The sequence below is a fragment of the Variovorax sp. YR750 genome (assembly GCF_900109805.1).
GTDB classification, from domain to species: Bacteria; Pseudomonadota; Gammaproteobacteria; order Burkholderiales; family Burkholderiaceae_C; genus Variovorax; species Variovorax gossypii.
Window position 1 is genome coordinate 171,829 of record NZ_FOBJ01000011.1, and the last position, 15,182, is coordinate 187,010.

A 15,182-nucleotide genomic window follows, 5' to 3' on the forward strand; every position below is an offset into this window, starting at 1 on the left:
GCGGATGCCTGTCGTCAGTCGAGCCTGATGCGGGCGGTCTGGATCACCTTCGCCCATTTCTTCGTTTCGGATTGGATGTACGCCTCGAAGGCCTCGGGCGAGGTCGGCGCGGGCTCCGCGCCGAGGTTGCGCATCGAGGCCCTGATCTGCTCGTCGCCGAGCGCGGCATTGATCTCGGCGTTGAGCCGCGCGACGACGGGCGCTGGCGTGCCGGCGGGCGCCACCACGCCGAACCAGCCGGTGGAGTCGTAGCCTGCGAGCCCGGCCTCGGCCACCGTGGGCACCTCGGGCAGCATCGGCACGCGCTGCGCGCTCGTCACCGCGAAGGCCACCAGCTTGCCGGCCCTGATCTGCTGCAGCGAGGCGGGCAGGTCGACCAGCGCGAGCGGAATCTGCCCCGCGATGGCGTCGAGCGCCGCCGGGCCCGAGCCGCGATAAGGCACCTCCACCAGCTTCACGTCCGCCATCTGCGCGAAGAGGGCGGCCGACAGGTGCATGGCCGTGCCGTTGCCGCCGTGGCCGATCGACAGAGTGCCGGGGCTGGCTTTTGCCAGCGCGATCAGCTCGCGCTGCGTGCGCGCGGCGATGGAAGGGTGTCCCACGATCACGAAGGGCGTGGCAGCGACCATGCCTACCGGCTTGAAGTCCTTCACCGGATCGAAGGGCATCTGCGGATAGAGGCTGACGTTGGCGGTCAGCGCGCCTGCCGCGCCCAGCCCCAGCGTGTAGCCGTCGGCGGGCGTCTTGGCCACCAGCGAGAGCCCCACGTTGCCGCCCGCGCCGGGCTTGTTGTCGATCACCACCGGCTGGCCCAGCTTCTCGTTGAGCCGGGGCACCAGCATGCGCATCACCGCGTCGGCGCTGCCGCCTGGCGGGAAGGTCACGACCAGGCGGATGGGCCGGTTCGGGAAATCGCCGGTCGGCGCGGAAGGCGCCTGCGCGAGCGCCGTGCCGCCGGTCAGTGCCGCGCCGGCGGCGGCCAGCAGCAGCTGCCGGCGACGCGCGCTCTTCCCGCGGGCAAGGGGTGCTGCCATCGAGACTCCTTGAATGTGATGCGTTTTTCCGATGATTGAACGATGGCCGGATTCATTCGTAAATCAAGAAATTTCTAATGAAATATCATCTTTGCTGATGAATACGAACTTCAGTCCTACGATCCGTCAGCTGCGTGCGTTCCTCGCCGTCTACCAGCTGAAAAAGCTCAGCGCGGCGGCGCAGCGGCTGTTCGTCACGCAGTCGGCGGTGAGCATGCTGATCCGCCAGCTCGAGGAAGGCCTGGACACGCGCCTGTTCGACCGCACCACGCGCTCGCTCAAGGCCACGGCGGCGGCCGAGCAGATGATGATGACGGTCGAGCGCATCCTGCGCGACGTGGATTCGCTGTCGAACGACTTCCGCGAACTTGCCACGCTCGAGCGCGGCCGCGTCACGCTCGCCATCACGCCCACGCTCGCGGCCTTCCTGCTGCCCGACGCGATGCGCGCATTCAACGAGCAGCATCCCGGCGTGCGCGTGCTGGTGAACGACTGCGCGCCCGACCAGTTCGTCTCGCGCATCATCGGCGAGCACGTGGACTTCGGCATCGGCACGCCCGAGCGGCCCGGCCCCGAGGTCGAGGTGCAGCGCCTCATGCGCGACCACCTCGCCGTGGTCTGCCGCGACGACCATCCGCTGGCCAAGGCCCGCGTGGTGCGCTGGAGCGACCTGGGCGGCCATCCCGTCATCACGGTGCGCCCGGGCTACGGCGTGCGGCCGCTCATCGACGGCACCGCGGCCGAGGCGGGCGTGGCGCTCGACGTGGTGAACGAGGTGTCGTTCCTCTCCACCGCCATCTGGATGACGGCCGCCGGCATGGGCGCGTCGATCATGCCCTCGGCCTTCGCGCGCGCGGAGGCCGACCCGTCGCTGGTCATCAAGGTGCTGAGCTCGCCGCGCGTGGCGCGCGACATCTCCATCGTCACCAAGCGCGGCCATTCGCTATCGGCCGCGGCGCGAGCCTTCATCGATGCGCTGAAGCGCTCCCTATAATTTTTCCGGCACAACAAACAGGAGGGCCCGGCCCATGAGAACTTTCATTCAACGTCTCGGGGCCATGACGCTCCTCGTCGCCTTCAGCCTCGCGCTGGTGGCCTGCGGCAACAAGGAGGCTGAGCAGCGCAAGGCCTTCATCTCCTTCCTGCAGACCCGCGTGCTCGACAAGCCCGGCCTGCGTGTGCCGGTGCCCACCGCGGAAGAAAAAGCCTCCTTCGGCGACTACGCGCAGCACTACGCCGTGATCACCGACTTCAACGAAGGCATGAACAAGTCCGTGAGCCAGCCCATGACGCAGATCATGGCCAAGGGCGCGCTGCGTTCCATCGCCGACCTGCCCGCGCGCCGCGACGACCTCAAGGCCGCGAAGGACGGCCTCACGGGCCTGCGCACCGCGCTCGACCAGCAGTCCGCCAAGGCCGATGCCGCGCACGCGCAGCTCAAGCAGCCCGACGACCTGAAGCAGGTCTACGACAAGGCCTTCGAGAAGACCGTGACCACGCCCTCCGCCACCTTCAAGGAAGTGTTCCCCGCGCTCGACAAGGTGTTCGACAGCGCGCTGGCCATCGGCGACTTCCTGGAGAAGAACAAGTCGAAGATCCAGATCAGCGGCAGCAGCGTCGCCGTGACCGACCCTGCCGTGCAGGCCGAGCTCAACAAGATGCTGCAGCAGCTCAACGGCCAGTCGGCGGCCATCAACGCCGCTCAGCAGAAGATGCAGGCGGTGGTGCGCGGAGGATAGGCTCTCCCCCAGGCTGCGCGCACTTCGTGTCGCTTCGCCAACCCCCTTCCGGGGGCAACACCTGAGGCCCCCGGCAAAGCCGGTTCCTCGGTGTTTCCCGAAAGAGAGGGATTGCAGGAAAACTAGACGAAATGGTCGAACGAGCCGAAGCGCTGTGACACCGGCGCGCCGGCCGCGTCGACGATGCGCAGGCCGGCGTCGGCCTCGATGCGGCCGATGCGCGTGACGCGCGTGGAACTGTCCATGCCTGCCTGCCCGACCGCGTTGCGCGCCGAGGCGGGCGCGGTGAAGACCAGCTCGTAGTCGTCGCCGCCCGAGAGCGCGCAGGTGCGGCGCAGTTCCTCGCCCAGGTTGCCGGTGTCGACCGAGATCAGCGCGGTGGCCGCGTCGGCGTCCAGCGTGGCGCCCACGCCGCTCGATGCGAGGATGTGGCCCAGGTCGCCGATCAGTCCGTCGCTCACGTCCACGGCCGAAGAGGCGATGCCGCGCAGGGCCTGCCCGAGCGCCACGCGCGGCGTCGGTTGCTCCATGCGCCTGCGCGCCGTGTCGAAGGCGTCCGCCGGCAGCGCGATCGTGCCGCGGAACACCTCGAGGGCCAGCCGCGCCTCGCCCGGTGTGCCGCTCACCCAGATGTCGTCGCCCGCGCGCGCGCCCGAGCGCAGCAGCGCTGCGCCGGCCGGCACCTCGCCGAACACCGTGATGCAGATGTTGAGCGGGCCGCGCGTGGTGTCGCCGCCCACCAGCTCGCAGCCGTGCGCGTCGGCCAGCGCGAGCAGCCCGCGAGAGAAGCCTTCGAGCCAGGGCTCGTCCACGCCGGGCAGCGCCAGCGCGAGCGTGAAGGCCAGCGGCTTCGCGCCGCAGGCGGCCAGGTCGCTGAGGTTCACCGCCAGCGCCTTGTGGCCCAGCCGGGCCGGATCGACGGTGGAAAGGAAGTGCCGCCCTTCAACGAGCATGTCGGAGGAGACGGCGAGCTGCATGCCGGGAGCCGGCGCGAGCAGTGCGCAGTCGTCGCCCACGCCGAGCGGGGAGCGCGTGGCGGGGCGCTTGAAGTAGCGTGCGATCAGGTCGAATTCACCCATGGGGGTGAGAGCATAAGCGCTACGCCGCCGGATGGAATTCCCTGCGCGGCAGGCTCAGCGCCTGCATCAGCCGGGCGCCGGCGTCCGCAAGAACGTCCTCGTTGTGGATCTCGATGGCGACCAGCCCCGGCGGAATGCGGAAATCGAGCGCGCGCTGCACGCGGGCTTCCACCATCTCGGCGGACTCGCGCGCCCGTGCCGTCAGGCGGCGGCGCAGGGTCTCCACGCTGGCCGTGACGTGCACGACCGTCATCCGCGGAAAGCGCCGCGCGGCTTCGGGCAGGTAGGCGCGCGATCCGTTGACGATGACGGTGCCGCCGTCGCGCGGCGGCGTCAGCTCGGCATGGCGCACGCCGTAGCACAGCCCGTTGGCTTCCCAGTCGAGCCCGAAGGCGCCGGCTTCGCGCAGCCGCAGGAAGTCGGGCAGGTCGACGCTGTCGTGCTGCTCGCCGCCGGCGGCCGCGGCGCGCGTGATGGTTCGGCGGGCGAAGGCGACAGGGGCGTCGTGCGGAAGGTGATCCTTCAGCCAGCCGAGCAGGCTGTCCTTGCCCGCGCCGGAAGGGCCGGCCACGTAGACGAGACGGCCGGTCATCGGCCCAGCCCCATCTGCGCGAGGCACATGAAGTCGGCCCCGGACGAGGGCTCGGCGAAGAGGCTGATGGCCTCGAAGCGCAGTGGGGGCCGCGATGACAGCAGCGGCGCGAAGTGCTGTTGTGCCGCCGCCTGCAAGGCCGCCACGACATCCGGCTCGATGCCGTGCAGCGACCCGGTCAGCGACATGTGGAAGCGGAAGCGGTCCATCACGAAGGGATAGCCCCAGCGCAGCAGCAGCGCGTCTTCCTCGGGCGTGAGGCCGGCCGCGCGGCGGCGCTGGAGCTCCGAAGGTGGCAGTGGCTCGGCGAAGGCGTGCAGCTGCATCACGCAGGCATCGGCCGCCGCGCGCAGCGATGCGTCGGGGCGAGCGGGCACGAGCGCGAGAAAGTCGTCGAGCAGCGCGACTTCGAGCGCGGGCATATCGAAGGGCTCCAGCGTGCGGCAGAGCGCCTGCATGCCGGCGCGAAGCTCCGCCTCGGTGAACCGGGGCTTCAGCACGAAGGGCGCCGCGAGCGTGGCGTGCCAGCCGTAGCGCCGTGGCGCGGCGGTGAGCTTCTGCTGGAGCTGGGCGGGCGCTCCCGCGATGTCGGGCAGCGGCCATGTGCGCCCGCTCGCCGCGCAGCGGCCCAGCCAACGGCTGCCGGCCTCCCACCATGCGCTTTCGACCGGCGGCGCGAAGTAGGCGGCGTAGCGGTGTTCACTCATCGTGGGTCACCGTCAGCGAGATGCGATCTCCCGCGAACCAGGTGCGGGCGTATTCGATGGGCACGGCGGCGGTGTCGATGTTGACGCTCTCGACGAAGAGCACCGGCCGCGTCACCGGCTGGCGCAGGTGGGACGCCACCGTGGGCTCGGGCATCTGCGCGGTGATGCGGCTGTCGCGCCGCGTGTAGTCGTCCACGCCGTGGGCCGCGAAGCCCGCGGTGATGGAGCCGGTCTCGCGCACCACATCCTCGAGCGTCGCGAAGCGCGGCAACGGGAAGAAGCGCTCGCTGAAATGCAGCGGCTGTCCTTCGGCATCGCCGATCACATTGAGGCACAGCAGCGTGCTGCGCGTCGCCACGTCCAGCGCGCGGGCCTGTGCTGCGGTTGCGCGAACCGTGCTGGCCGCAACCACGCTCAGTGCGCCGCGCAGGCCGGCCAGCGCCATGCGCTGGTGGTGCCGCGGCCTCTTGACCAGCGCGAGGTCCATCGCGAATTCCTCGACGTAGGTGCCGCTGCCCTGCGTCACGCGCAGCAGGCCCTGGCTCGTGAGGTCGGCCAGCGAGCGGCGGATGGTGTGGCGGTTGACGCCGTATTGCTCGGCCAGTGCGTGTTCGGGAGGAAGCCGTTGCCCCGGCGGATAGACGCCGCGCGCGATGGCGTCGGCGATGTCGGCTGCGATGCGGGTCCAGAAGCTGTCGCGCGGCGGGCGGGCGGGAAGCGATGCGGAAGAACTTGTAGTGCTTGTCATGAAGTCGTCTTGAGCGCTCTCTAAGCTCGCGCCGGTTGTTGAATTTGTCTATACAACTTTGAGAGTATCACTTACATGTTTCATGCTTTTGACACGGAACCGCCCGGGCGCCCGCTGGATCGCGCCCAGTGGATGGCCACGCTGGCGCGGGCTCCGCTGGAGCTGCTCGAGCCGGCGCTCGGTGCTCATGCGCAGGGTACGCCGCAGTGGCTGCGCGCGCCGGAAACCGGCCTCGTGATGGTGCAGGGCCGCGCGGGCGGCTCGGGCGAGCGCTTCAACCTCGGCGAAGTCACGGTCACGCGTTGCGCGCTGCGCCTGGGCGAGGCCGGCTCCGCAGTCGGCGTCGCCTACGTCATGGGCCGTTCGCATCGGCATGCACAACTGGCCGCCGTGGCCGACGCGCTGCTGCAGGACCCGGAACGCCAGCCGGCGCTGGATGCCCAGCTGCTCGCTCCCGTGCGCCGCCATCTCCAGCAGCTGCGCGCACGCCGCCAGGCCAGCGCGCAGAGCAGCAAGGTCGAGTTCTTCACCGTCGCGCGCGAAGCCGGCGATGCCGAAGGCGAGGACGATTCCGAATGAGCGCGCTCGATCTCTCCACCCTGGGCGCCGGCTTCTCCGACGCGGCACTGGGCAGCCAGTCGGTGTTCCGCACGGCGCTGCATGCGCTGTCGCATCCCGGCCGCGTGGTCGCCCTCGCGCACGACGCGCAGACACCGTCGCGCGGCCACCCCGCTTCCGCCGCGCTGCTGCTCGCGCTGCTCGATCCCGACTGCACGCTCTGGCTCTCGCCTTCCCTCGCCGGCAGCGACGCAGCCGCCTGGCTGCGCTTCCACACCGGCTGCGTGCTGGTCGACAAGCCCGAGGCCGCGCAGTTCGCATGGGTGGCGCAGGGCGACGAATGCCCGCGCCTGGACAGCTTCGCGCAGGGCAGCGACGCCTATCCCGACCAGTCGACGACCTGCGTGGTCGACGTGGCCGGCCTCGCCGAAGGCGGTGCCGCCGCATGGAAGCTGCGCGGCCCCGGCATCCGCGACAGCGAATCGGTCGCCGTCGAAGGCCTGCCGCGCACCGGCGCGACGCCCTTCGCCGCGCAGTGGTCCGCCAACCACGCGGCCTTTCCGCGCGGCGTCGACATGTTCCTGGCAGCGCCGGGGCAGATCGTCGGCCTTCCGCGCACCACGCGCATCGAACAGGAGGCTTGAGATGTACGTTGCAGTCAAGGGCGGCGAGACCGCCATCCTCAACAGCTACAGGCTGCTTGCCGAACAGCGCCGCGGCAATGCAGACACGCCCGAGCTGTCGGTGCAGCAGATCCGCGAGCAGCTCAGGCTCGCCGTCGACCGCGTGATGACCGAAGGCTCGGTGTACGACCCCGAACTCGCCGCGCTCGCCATCAAGCAGGCGGCAGGCGACGTGGTCGAGGCCATCTTCCTGCTGCGCGCCTACCGTGCCACGCTGCCGCGCCTGGGCTGCAGCGTTGCGCTCGACACGGCGCGCATGCAGCTCGACCGCCGCATCTCCGCCACCTTCAAGGACCTGCCCGGCGGCCAGGTGCTGGGCCCGACCTACGACTACACGCAGCGCCTGCTCGACTTCACGCTGCTCGCGAACGGCCAGCAGCAGGCCGCCGCACCCGCTGCGACACCGACGGCCGAGGCTCCTGCCTTCACGCCGCGCGTGGTCGACCTGCTGAACCACGAAGGCCTCATCGAAACGCACGAAGTACCGCCCGGCGACCCGGCCCCCGTGGACCTCACGCGCACGCCGCTGCGCTTTCCTGCCGACCGCGCGACGCGCCTGCAGAACCTCGCGCGCGGCGACGAGGGCTTCCTGCTGGCCATGGCCTATTCGACGCAGCGCGGCTACTCGCACAGCCATCCCTTCGTCGGCGAGATCCGCGTGGGCACGGCCGAGCTGGAGATCGTGCCGGAGGAGCTGGGCTTCGCCATCTCCATCGGCGACATGGCGCTCACCGAATGCGAGATGGTCAACCAGTTCGCCGGCAGCAAGACCGAGCCGCCGCAGTTCACGCGCGGCTACGGCCTGGCCTTCGGCCACAGCGAGCGCAAGGCGATGGCCATGAGCCTGGTCGACCGTGCGCTGCGCGCCGAGGAACTGGGCGAGCCCGTCGAGGCACCCGCGCAGATGCAGGAGTTCGTGCTCTCGCACAGCGACAGCCTCGAGGCCTCGGGCTTCGTGCAGCACCTGAAGCTGCCGCACTACGTCGACTTCCAGTCCGAACTCGAGGTCGTGCGAAAGATGCGCGCCAACGGCGCAGGAGAAGACCCGCAATGACCGCCGACACGAACACCAGCAGCAGCTACAACTTCGCCTACCTCGACGAGCGCACCAAGCGCATGATCCGCCGCGCCATCCTCAAGGCCGTGGCCATCCCCGGCTACCAGGTGCCCTTCGGCTCGCGCGAGATGCCGCTGCCCTACGGCTGGGGCACGGGCGGCATCCAGGTCACGGCCGCGGTCATCGGGCCGAAGGACGTGCTCAAAGTCATCGACCAGGGCTCGGACGACACCGTCAACGCGGTGAACATCCGCCGCTTCTTCCAGCGCACCACAGGCGTTGAGACCACCACGCGCACCGTCGAAGCCACGCTCATCCAGACCCGCCACCGCATTCCCGAGGCGCCGCTGGCCGAAGGGCAGGTGATGGTCTACCAGGTGCCCGTGCCCGAGCCGATGCAGCGCCTGGAGCCGCGCGAGGCCGCCACTCGCACGCTGCACGCGCTGGCCGAGTACGGCCTGATGCACGTCAAGCTCTACGAGGACATCGCGCGCTACGGCCACATCGCCACCACCTACGACTATCCGGTGCTGGTCAACGGCCGCTACGTGATGTCGCCCTCGCCGATCCCGAAGTTCGACAACCCCAAGCTGCACATGAACCCCGCGCTGCAGCTCTTCGGCGCGGGCCGCGAGAAGCGCATCTACGCCGTGCCGCCCTACACGTCCGTCGAGAGCCTTTGCTTCGACGACCACCCCTTCGAGGTGCAGCGCTGGGACGTGCCCTGCGCGCTGTGCGGCGCGACCGACAGCTTCCTCGACGAAATCATCACGGACGACCGTGGCACCCGCATGCACGTGTGCTCCGACTCCGACCACTGCCATTCGCGCCGGCAGGAGCAGCAGCCCCAGGCTCCCGCGCCCCGCAGCGAACCCGAACAGGCTCTTGCATGAACGCCCCCGACACGAAATCTCCCCTGCTGCGCGTGCGCGGTATCGCCAAGCGCTACGGCGAGCGCGTGGCGCTGCACGACGCTTCCTTCGACCTCTGGCCCGGCGAGGTGCTCGCGGTGGTCGGCGAATCCGGCTCCGGCAAGTCGACGTTGCTCAATGCCATTGCCGCGCGCGACAAGCCCGATGCGGGCAGCGTCGAGTTCCAGGTGCGCGGCGGCGGCCTGCAGGAAGTGTTCTCGATGACCGAGGCCCAGCAGCGAATGCTCGCGCGCACCGACTGGGGCTTCGTGCACCAGAACCCTGCCGACGGTTTGCGCATGGACGTGTCCGCCGGCGCGAACGTCGGCGAGCGGCTCATGGGCCTGGGCGAGCGCCACTACGGCCGCCTGCGCGCCACTGCGGCCGAATGGCTGGGCCGCGTCGAGATCGACCCGGCGCGCATCGACGACGCGCCGCGCACCTTCTCCGGCGGCATGCGCCAGCGCCTGCAGATCGCGCGCAACCTCGTGACGCAGCCGCGCCTGGTGTTCATGGACGAGCCCACCTCGGGCCTCGACGTCTCGGTGCAGGCGCGCCTGCTCGACCTGCTGCGCCAGCTGACGCGGCAGATGCAGCTCGCGGCCATCGTCGTCACGCACGACCTGGCGGTGGCGCGCCTGCTCGCGCACCGCATGCTGGTGATGCAGCAGGGCCGCGTGGTCGAGGCCGGCCTCACCGACCAGGTGCTGGACGACCCGCAGCACGCCTACACCCAACTGCTCGTTTCCTCGGTACTGCAACCATGATGGCTCCTCCGATGCTTCAACTCCAGGGCGTGGCCAAGCGCTTCACGCTGCACCGCCAGAACAGCCTCGAGCTGCCCGTGTTCGACGACGTGGACCTGAGCGTGTCCGCCGGCGAGTGCGTGGTGCTCGACGGCGCCTCCGGCCTCGGCAAGAGCACGCTGCTCAAGCTGGTCTATGCCAACTACCGCGCGAGCGCGGGCCGCATCACCGTGCAGTCGCCCGCCGGCCCGGTCGACGTGACGCAGGCGACGCCGCGCGAGATGGTGAGCCTGCGGCGCGACACCATCGGCTACGTGAGCCAGTTCCTGCGCGTGATCCCGCGCGTGCCGGCGCTCGACGTGGTGGCCGAGCCGCTGGCCGAGGACGCGGGCGACGACCCCGCCGCCATCGAGGCCGCGCGCGAGGAGGCCCGCCGCTGGCTCGCGCGCCTGCGCATTCCCGAGCGGCTCTGGCACCTGCCGCCCGCGACCTTCTCGGGCGGCGAACAGCAGCGCATCAACATCGCCCGCAACATGATCAAGCCCAAGCCGCTGCTGCTGCTGGACGAGCCGACCGCCTCGCTCGATGCGGCCAACACCGACACCGTGATCTCGCTGATCCGCGAGGCCACCGCGCGCGGCGCGGCCACGGTGGGGATCTTTCACGATGCCGAGGTCGGCGCCGCGGTCGCGACGCGCCGTGTCGACGTGGGCGCCTTCAGGAGCAGCCGGCCATGAGCACGACGACGGTATTCGCCAACGCACGCATGGTGCTGCCGGGCGAGGTGGTTTCGGGTGCGCTCACCGTCTACGGCGGTCGCATCGCCAGCATCGACAGCGGCCCCACCGCCGAAGGCACCATCGACCTCGACGGCGACTTCCTGCTGCCCGGCCTCGTGGAAGTGCACACCGACAACTTCGAGCGTCACCTGATGCCGCGCCCCAAGGTGCACTGGGGCCCGCTGCCCGCGCTGCTGGCGCACGACGCAGAGATGGCCGCCGCCGGCATCACGACGGTGTTCGATGCGCTCGGCGTGGGCGAGGCCGACCCCGACAGCGTGCGCGGCAGCACCTGGGAGGCGACGCTGACCACGCTCGACGCCTGCGCCGCGCAGGACCTGCTGCGCGCGGACCACCACCTGCACGTGCGCTGCGAGCTGCCTGCGCCCAACACGGTCGAGCTGTTCGAGCCTTTCCATGGCCATCCGCGGCTGTCGCTGATCTCGCTGATGGACCACACGCCGGGCCAGCGGCAGTGGGAGAACATCGAGATCGCCCGCGTCTACTACACCGGAAAGAAGGGCTGGAGCGACAGCAAGTTCGACGAGCGCGTGGCGCAGGCCGGCGCACTGCAGGCCGAGTACGCGCTGCCGCATCGGCGCTACTTCGTCGAATACTGCCGCACGCACGGCATCGCGCTCGCAAGCCACGACGACACCACGGTGGCGCACGTGGAGCAGGCGCACGCCGAGGGCGCGAGCATGTCGGAGTTCCCGACCACGCTGGCCGCGGCACGCGCAGCGCACGGGCTGGGCCTCTCGAACGTGATGGGAGGACCGAACGTGATGCGTGGCGGATCGCATTCCGGCAACGTCGCGGCGGCCGAGCTGGCGCGCCACGGGCTGCTCGACATCCTCTCCTCCGACTACGTGCCCAGCAGCCTGCTGGGCGCCGCGATGCGGCTGGTGCATGACGGGATCGTCACGCTGCCGCAAGCCGTCGGCATGGTGACGCGCACGCCGGCGCGCGCGGCACGCCTGAACGATCGCGGCGCGCTCGAGGTCGGCCTGCGCGCCGACCTGGTGCAGGTGCGCATGTGCACGCTGCCCGACGGCGCGCGATACCCGGTGGTGCGCGGCGTGTGGCGCGAAGGCCGAAGGGTGGTCTGAACCGCCCTGACATTTCGTCGTCGCCGAAGTGTCTCCGGCTCGTCACACGGGCTGGTGAAACTGCACTTGTCTAGACGACTTTGAGACAAGCAATGAACACCCTCCTGCGCATCCGACATCTCGACAAGCACTTCGCCAACGGCCGGCACGCGCTGCGCGACATCAACATCGACGTGGCGCGCGGCGACATGGTCGCGCTCATCGGCGCCTCGGGCTCCGGCAAGTCGACTCTGCTTCGCCACATCGCGGGGCTGGTGGCGGCCGACGGCGGCTCGCAGTCGCTGGTGGAGATCGACGGATGCTGCGTGCAGAAGGGCGGGCGCATCCATCGCGACATCCGCAAGGTGCGCTCGCAGGTGGGCTTCGTGTTCCAGCAGTTCAATCTCGTCGCGCGGCTGCCGGTGCTGGTCAACGTGCTCGTGGGTTCGCTGCACCGCATGCCGTGGTGGCGCAGCCTGGCGCGCGTGTTCACCGCGCAGGAGCGCGCGCAGGCGCTCGATGCGCTGGCGCGCGTGGGCATTGCCGACTGCCATGCGCAGCGCGCTTCCACGCTATCGGGCGGGCAGCAGCAGCGCGCGGCCATCGCGCGCACGCTGGTGCAAGGCGCCAAGGTGGTGCTGGCCGACGAGCCCATCGCCTCGCTCGATCCGGAGTCCTCGCGCAAGGTCATGGAAATCCTGGCGCGCATCAACCGCGAGGACGGCTGCACCGTCATCGTCTCGCTGCACCAGGTCGACGTCGCGATGAAGTACTGCCCGCGCGTCGTTGCGCTGAACCAGGGCCGCGTGGTGTTCGACGGGCCTTCGTCCGCGCTCACGCCCGCGCTGCTGCACGAGCTGTACGGCGTGCAGGCCGAAGAGCTGCTGCGGCCTGTCGCGCCCGAGCCCGCACCACCGGTTGCCGTGCCGTGGACGGCCCAGCCGGCAAGCGCAGTCTGATTTTTTTCGGGGCGCCTCCGGGCGCCTGCCGCGTCTTTCTCTCCGTCCCCTCTTTCACTCCTCTCGTTCCTCTTTCATTTCCTGGAGCCATCCATGATCAAGAAACTCATCGCCGCCGCGGCGTTCGGCCTCGGCATGGCCGGCGCGTTCGCGCAGGACACCCTCAACATGGGCCTCATCTCGACCGAGTCGTCGCAGAACCTCAAGGCCGACTGGCAGCCGCTGATCGACGACCTGAGCAAGCAGACCGGACTGAAGGTCAACGCCTTCTTCGCGCCCGACTACGCCGGCATCATCGAAGGCATGCGCTTCAACAAGGTGCAGCTCGGCTGGTTCGGCAACAAGTCGGCCATGGAGGCCGTGGACCGCGCCAACGGCGAAGTGTTCGCGCAGAAGGTCAACGCCGACGGCACGCTGGGCTACTACTCCTATCTCATCGTCAACCGCGAGAGCCCGCTGCAGACGCTCGACGACGTGCTGAAGAACGCGAAGAGCCTGAGCTTCGGCAACGGCGAACCGAACTCCACCTCGGGCTACCTGGTGCCGGGCTTCTACGTCTTCGCGCAGAACAAGATCGACGCCAAGACCGCGTTCCGCATCACCCGCAGCGCCAACCACGAGGCGAACGCACTGGCCGTGGCCAACAAGCAGGTGGACGTCGCGACCAACAACAGCGAGAACCTGGAGAAGATCAAGGAACGCTTCCCCGAGAAGTACAAGGACATCCGCGTGATCTGGACCTCGCCGCTGATTCCGCTCGACCCGCTCGTGATGCGCAAGGACCTGCCCGAGGCCACGAAGACGAAGATCCGCAACTTCTTCATCAACTACGCCAAGACCGATCCGCGCGAGAAGGAGATCGTCATGAAGATCTCGAAGCTCGCGGGCTTCAAGGAATCGAGCGACAAGCAGTTGCTGCCGATCCGCCAGATCGAACTCTTCGGCCAGCGCAACAAGATCGAGGCCGATGCCGCGCTGGGCGATGCCGACAGGAAGGCGAAGCTGGCCGACATCGACAAGAAGCTGGCCGCGCTGAACTGAGCGCAGTGCAGCTTCCTTTTCGACGACCGTTCGTTCGCCTCCCATGTCCTCCTCGATCCCGATGAACCGCCCGCCGCTCGCCGCGACGGCCCCCAAGCGCAACCTGGCGTGGCAGCTCTCCTGGGCCGCGCTGCTCCTGCTGCTCGCGGCCTCCTGGAATGGCGCCGACATGCGCCCGCTCGACCTCGTCCGGGACGGCGGCAACATGGCGACCTACGCCGCCGAGTTCTTCCCGCCCGACTTCACGCAGTGGCGCATCTACCTGCAGGAGATGGTGGTCACGCTGCAGATCGCGCTGTGGGGCACCGTGCTGGCGGTGGCCACGGCCGTGCCGCTGGCGCTGCTGGCCTCGGCCAACATCGTGCCGTGGTGGATCTACCAGCCGACGCGCCGCCTCATGGACAGCTGCCGCGCCATCAACGAGATGGTGTTCGCGATGCTCTTCGTGGTGGCCGTGGGCCTCGGCCCCTTCGCCGGCGTGCTGGCGCTGTGGGTGCACACCACCGGCGTGCTGGCCAAGCTCTTCTCCGAGGCAGTGGAGGCCATCGATCCGCAGCCGGTGGAGGGCATCCGCTCGACCGGCGCGAGCGCCCTGCACGAGATCGTGTACGGCGTGCTTCCGCAGGTGATGCCGCTGTGGATTTCCTTCGCGCTCTACCGCTTCGAGTCGAACGTGCGCTCGGCGTCGGTGGTGGGCATGGTCGGGGCGGGCGGCATCGGCGTGGTGCTCTGGGAAATCATCCGCGGCTTCCAGTACGCGCAGACCTGCGCCGTGATGATCATCATCGTGATCAGCGTCAGCGCGATCGACCTGGTGTCGGCACGCATCCGCAAGGTGCTGGTCTGAACAGGCAAGGACTGCTGCAATGGCATTGACCCTCGACGACATCGCGCAGCTACTGGCCGGCCCCGGCCAGCGGCAGTACGGCCACGAAGCCGTGAACCAGCTGGACCACGCACTGCAATGCGCGGCGCTCGCGGAAGAAGCGGGCGAGACCACCGAGACGGTGGTGGCGGCGCTGTTGCACGACCTCGGCCACCTGCTCGCGCCGGGAAGCGCGCAGCAGGAGGAAGAGACATCCGAAGAGGGCGAAGCGATGCCGGCGCGCGACGACCTGCACCAGTACATCGCGTTGCCTTTCCTGCACGGGCTGTTTCCGCCGGGCGTCCTCGCACCGATCCGCCTGCACGTGGAAGCGAAGCGCTACCTGTGTACGCAGGGTGGCTACTGGGACACCCTGTCTCCCGCATCGAAGCACAGCCTGGTGCTGCAGGGCGGCCCTCACACGCAAGACGAGGCAAACGCCTTCATGCGCGAGCCGTTCGCCGAGGAATCGCTGCGCGTGCGCCGCTACGACGACCTGGCGAAGGTGAAGGACAAGGCAACGCCGCCGCTCGCGCATTACCTGCGGAAGATGGCACAGGTCGCGCTGCCGCGGCAGCAGCCCGCGCCCTGACCGC

General features: G+C 69.5%; 18 protein-coding genes. 13 read left to right on the plus strand and 5 right to left on the minus strand.

All coding sequences use genetic code 11. The features are described 5' to 3' along the window. Positions 1–14: 14 nt before the first annotated feature. Positions 15–1,034, minus strand: coding sequence for a tripartite tricarboxylate transporter substrate binding protein (locus tag BMY35_RS22635; RefSeq protein ID WP_093204007.1), 1,020 nt, complete (start codon positions 1,032–1,034; stop codon positions 15–17). A 97-nt stretch (positions 1,035–1,131) separates the two neighbouring features. Between BMY35_RS22635 and BMY35_RS22640 the strand changes: the two genes are divergently transcribed. Both BMY35_RS22640 and BMY35_RS22645 read left to right on the plus strand, forming a co-directional pair. Then, positions 1,132–2,028: a LysR family transcriptional regulator gene (locus BMY35_RS22640; RefSeq protein WP_093204009.1), complete on the plus strand. Its 897-nt coding sequence runs from the start codon at positions 1,132–1,134 to the stop codon at positions 2,026–2,028. Positions 2,029–2,062: 34 nt separating this feature from the next. Beyond that, positions 2,063–2,773, plus strand: a complete 711-nt coding sequence (locus tag BMY35_RS22645) for a DUF3053 domain-containing protein (RefSeq protein ID WP_093204011.1) — start codon at positions 2,063–2,065, stop codon at positions 2,771–2,773. Positions 2,774–2,895: 122 nt separating this feature from the next. On the opposite strand, the gene thiL is transcribed toward BMY35_RS22645, so the two are convergent. Genes thiL through phnF form a run of 4 tightly spaced genes read right to left on the minus strand, consistent with a single transcriptional unit; the run spans position 2,896 to position 5,899 of the window. Then, a complete protein-coding gene (gene thiL, locus BMY35_RS22650; RefSeq protein ID WP_093204014.1) occupies positions 2,896–3,852 on the minus strand; it encodes a thiamine-phosphate kinase in 957 nt (318 codons plus the stop codon). A 19-nt stretch (positions 3,853–3,871) separates the two neighbouring features. After that, a complete protein-coding gene (gene phnN / locus BMY35_RS22655) occupies positions 3,872–4,444 on the minus strand; it encodes a phosphonate metabolism protein/1,5-bisphosphokinase (PRPP-forming) PhnN (protein WP_093204016.1) in 573 nt (190 codons plus the stop codon). Beyond that, positions 4,441–5,151 carry a DUF1045 domain-containing protein gene (locus tag BMY35_RS22660; RefSeq protein WP_093204019.1) on the minus strand — a complete coding sequence of 237 codons (711 nt, stop codon included), beginning with the start codon at positions 5,149–5,151 and terminating at the stop codon, positions 4,441–4,443. Before BMY35_RS22660 ends, phnN begins: the two co-directional genes overlap by 4 nt. Beyond that, a complete protein-coding gene (gene phnF, locus BMY35_RS22665; protein ID WP_093204022.1) occupies positions 5,144–5,899 on the minus strand; it encodes a phosphonate metabolism transcriptional regulator PhnF in 756 nt (251 codons plus the stop codon). The genes BMY35_RS22660 and phnF overlap by 8 nt, the downstream gene beginning before the upstream one ends. A gap of 75 nt (positions 5,900–5,974) precedes the next feature. Between phnF and phnG the strand changes: the two genes are divergently transcribed. The 11 genes from phnG to BMY35_RS22720 all read left to right on the plus strand — a co-directional run bounded on the left by phnG (position 5,975) and on the right by BMY35_RS22720 (position 15,178). Continuing rightward, entirely contained in the window at positions 5,975–6,478 is a 504-nt protein-coding gene (gene phnG / locus BMY35_RS22670; protein WP_093204024.1) for a phosphonate C-P lyase system protein PhnG, read from the plus strand. Further along, the gene (gene phnH / locus BMY35_RS22675) at positions 6,475–7,101 is read left to right on the plus strand and encodes a phosphonate C-P lyase system protein PhnH (RefSeq protein ID WP_093204026.1); all 627 of its coding nucleotides are present in this window, start codon (positions 6,475–6,477) and stop codon (positions 7,099–7,101) included. Before phnG ends, phnH begins: the two co-directional genes overlap by 4 nt. A 1-nt stretch (position 7,102) precedes the next feature. After that, positions 7,103–8,194 carry a carbon-phosphorus lyase complex subunit gene (locus BMY35_RS22680; RefSeq protein WP_093204028.1) on the plus strand — a complete coding sequence of 364 codons (1,092 nt, stop codon included), beginning with the start codon at positions 7,103–7,105 and terminating at the stop codon, positions 8,192–8,194. Continuing rightward, positions 8,191–9,090 (plus strand): alpha-D-ribose 1-methylphosphonate 5-phosphate C-P-lyase PhnJ, encoded by a 900-nt coding sequence (locus BMY35_RS22685; protein ID WP_093204031.1) that lies wholly within the window; start codon positions 8,191–8,193, stop codon positions 9,088–9,090. Before BMY35_RS22680 ends, BMY35_RS22685 begins: the two co-directional genes overlap by 4 nt. After that, entirely contained in the window at positions 9,087–9,875 is a 789-nt protein-coding gene (gene phnK, locus BMY35_RS22690; RefSeq protein WP_093204033.1) for a phosphonate C-P lyase system protein PhnK, read from the plus strand. The genes BMY35_RS22685 and phnK overlap by 4 nt, the downstream gene beginning before the upstream one ends. Next, on the plus strand, positions 9,875–10,591 hold the full coding sequence (phnL, locus tag BMY35_RS22695) for a phosphonate C-P lyase system protein PhnL (RefSeq protein WP_093204036.1): 717 nt from the start codon (positions 9,875–9,877) through the stop codon (positions 10,589–10,591). The genes phnK and phnL overlap by 1 nt, the downstream gene beginning before the upstream one ends. Further along, positions 10,588–11,742 carry an alpha-D-ribose 1-methylphosphonate 5-triphosphate diphosphatase gene (locus BMY35_RS22700; protein ID WP_093204038.1) on the plus strand — a complete coding sequence of 385 codons (1,155 nt, stop codon included), beginning with the start codon at positions 10,588–10,590 and terminating at the stop codon, positions 11,740–11,742. Before phnL ends, BMY35_RS22700 begins: the two co-directional genes overlap by 4 nt. A 92-nt stretch (positions 11,743–11,834) precedes the next feature. Next, on the plus strand, positions 11,835–12,680 hold the full coding sequence (gene phnC / locus BMY35_RS22705; protein ID WP_093204041.1) for a phosphonate ABC transporter ATP-binding protein: 846 nt from the start codon (positions 11,835–11,837) through the stop codon (positions 12,678–12,680). Between the two features lie 93 nt (positions 12,681–12,773). After that, on the plus strand, positions 12,774–13,721 hold the full coding sequence (gene phnD / locus BMY35_RS22710) for a phosphonate ABC transporter substrate-binding protein (RefSeq protein ID WP_093204044.1): 948 nt from the start codon (positions 12,774–12,776) through the stop codon (positions 13,719–13,721). A 43-nt stretch (positions 13,722–13,764) separates the two neighbouring features. Next, positions 13,765–14,568, plus strand: coding sequence for a phosphonate ABC transporter, permease protein PhnE (gene phnE / locus BMY35_RS22715; protein WP_093204046.1), 804 nt, complete (start codon positions 13,765–13,767; stop codon positions 14,566–14,568). A 19-nt stretch (positions 14,569–14,587) separates the two neighbouring features. Then, the gene (locus tag BMY35_RS22720) at positions 14,588–15,178 is read left to right on the plus strand and encodes an HD domain-containing protein (protein ID WP_093204049.1); all 591 of its coding nucleotides are present in this window, start codon (positions 14,588–14,590) and stop codon (positions 15,176–15,178) included. Positions 15,179–15,182: the final 4 nt, after the last annotated feature.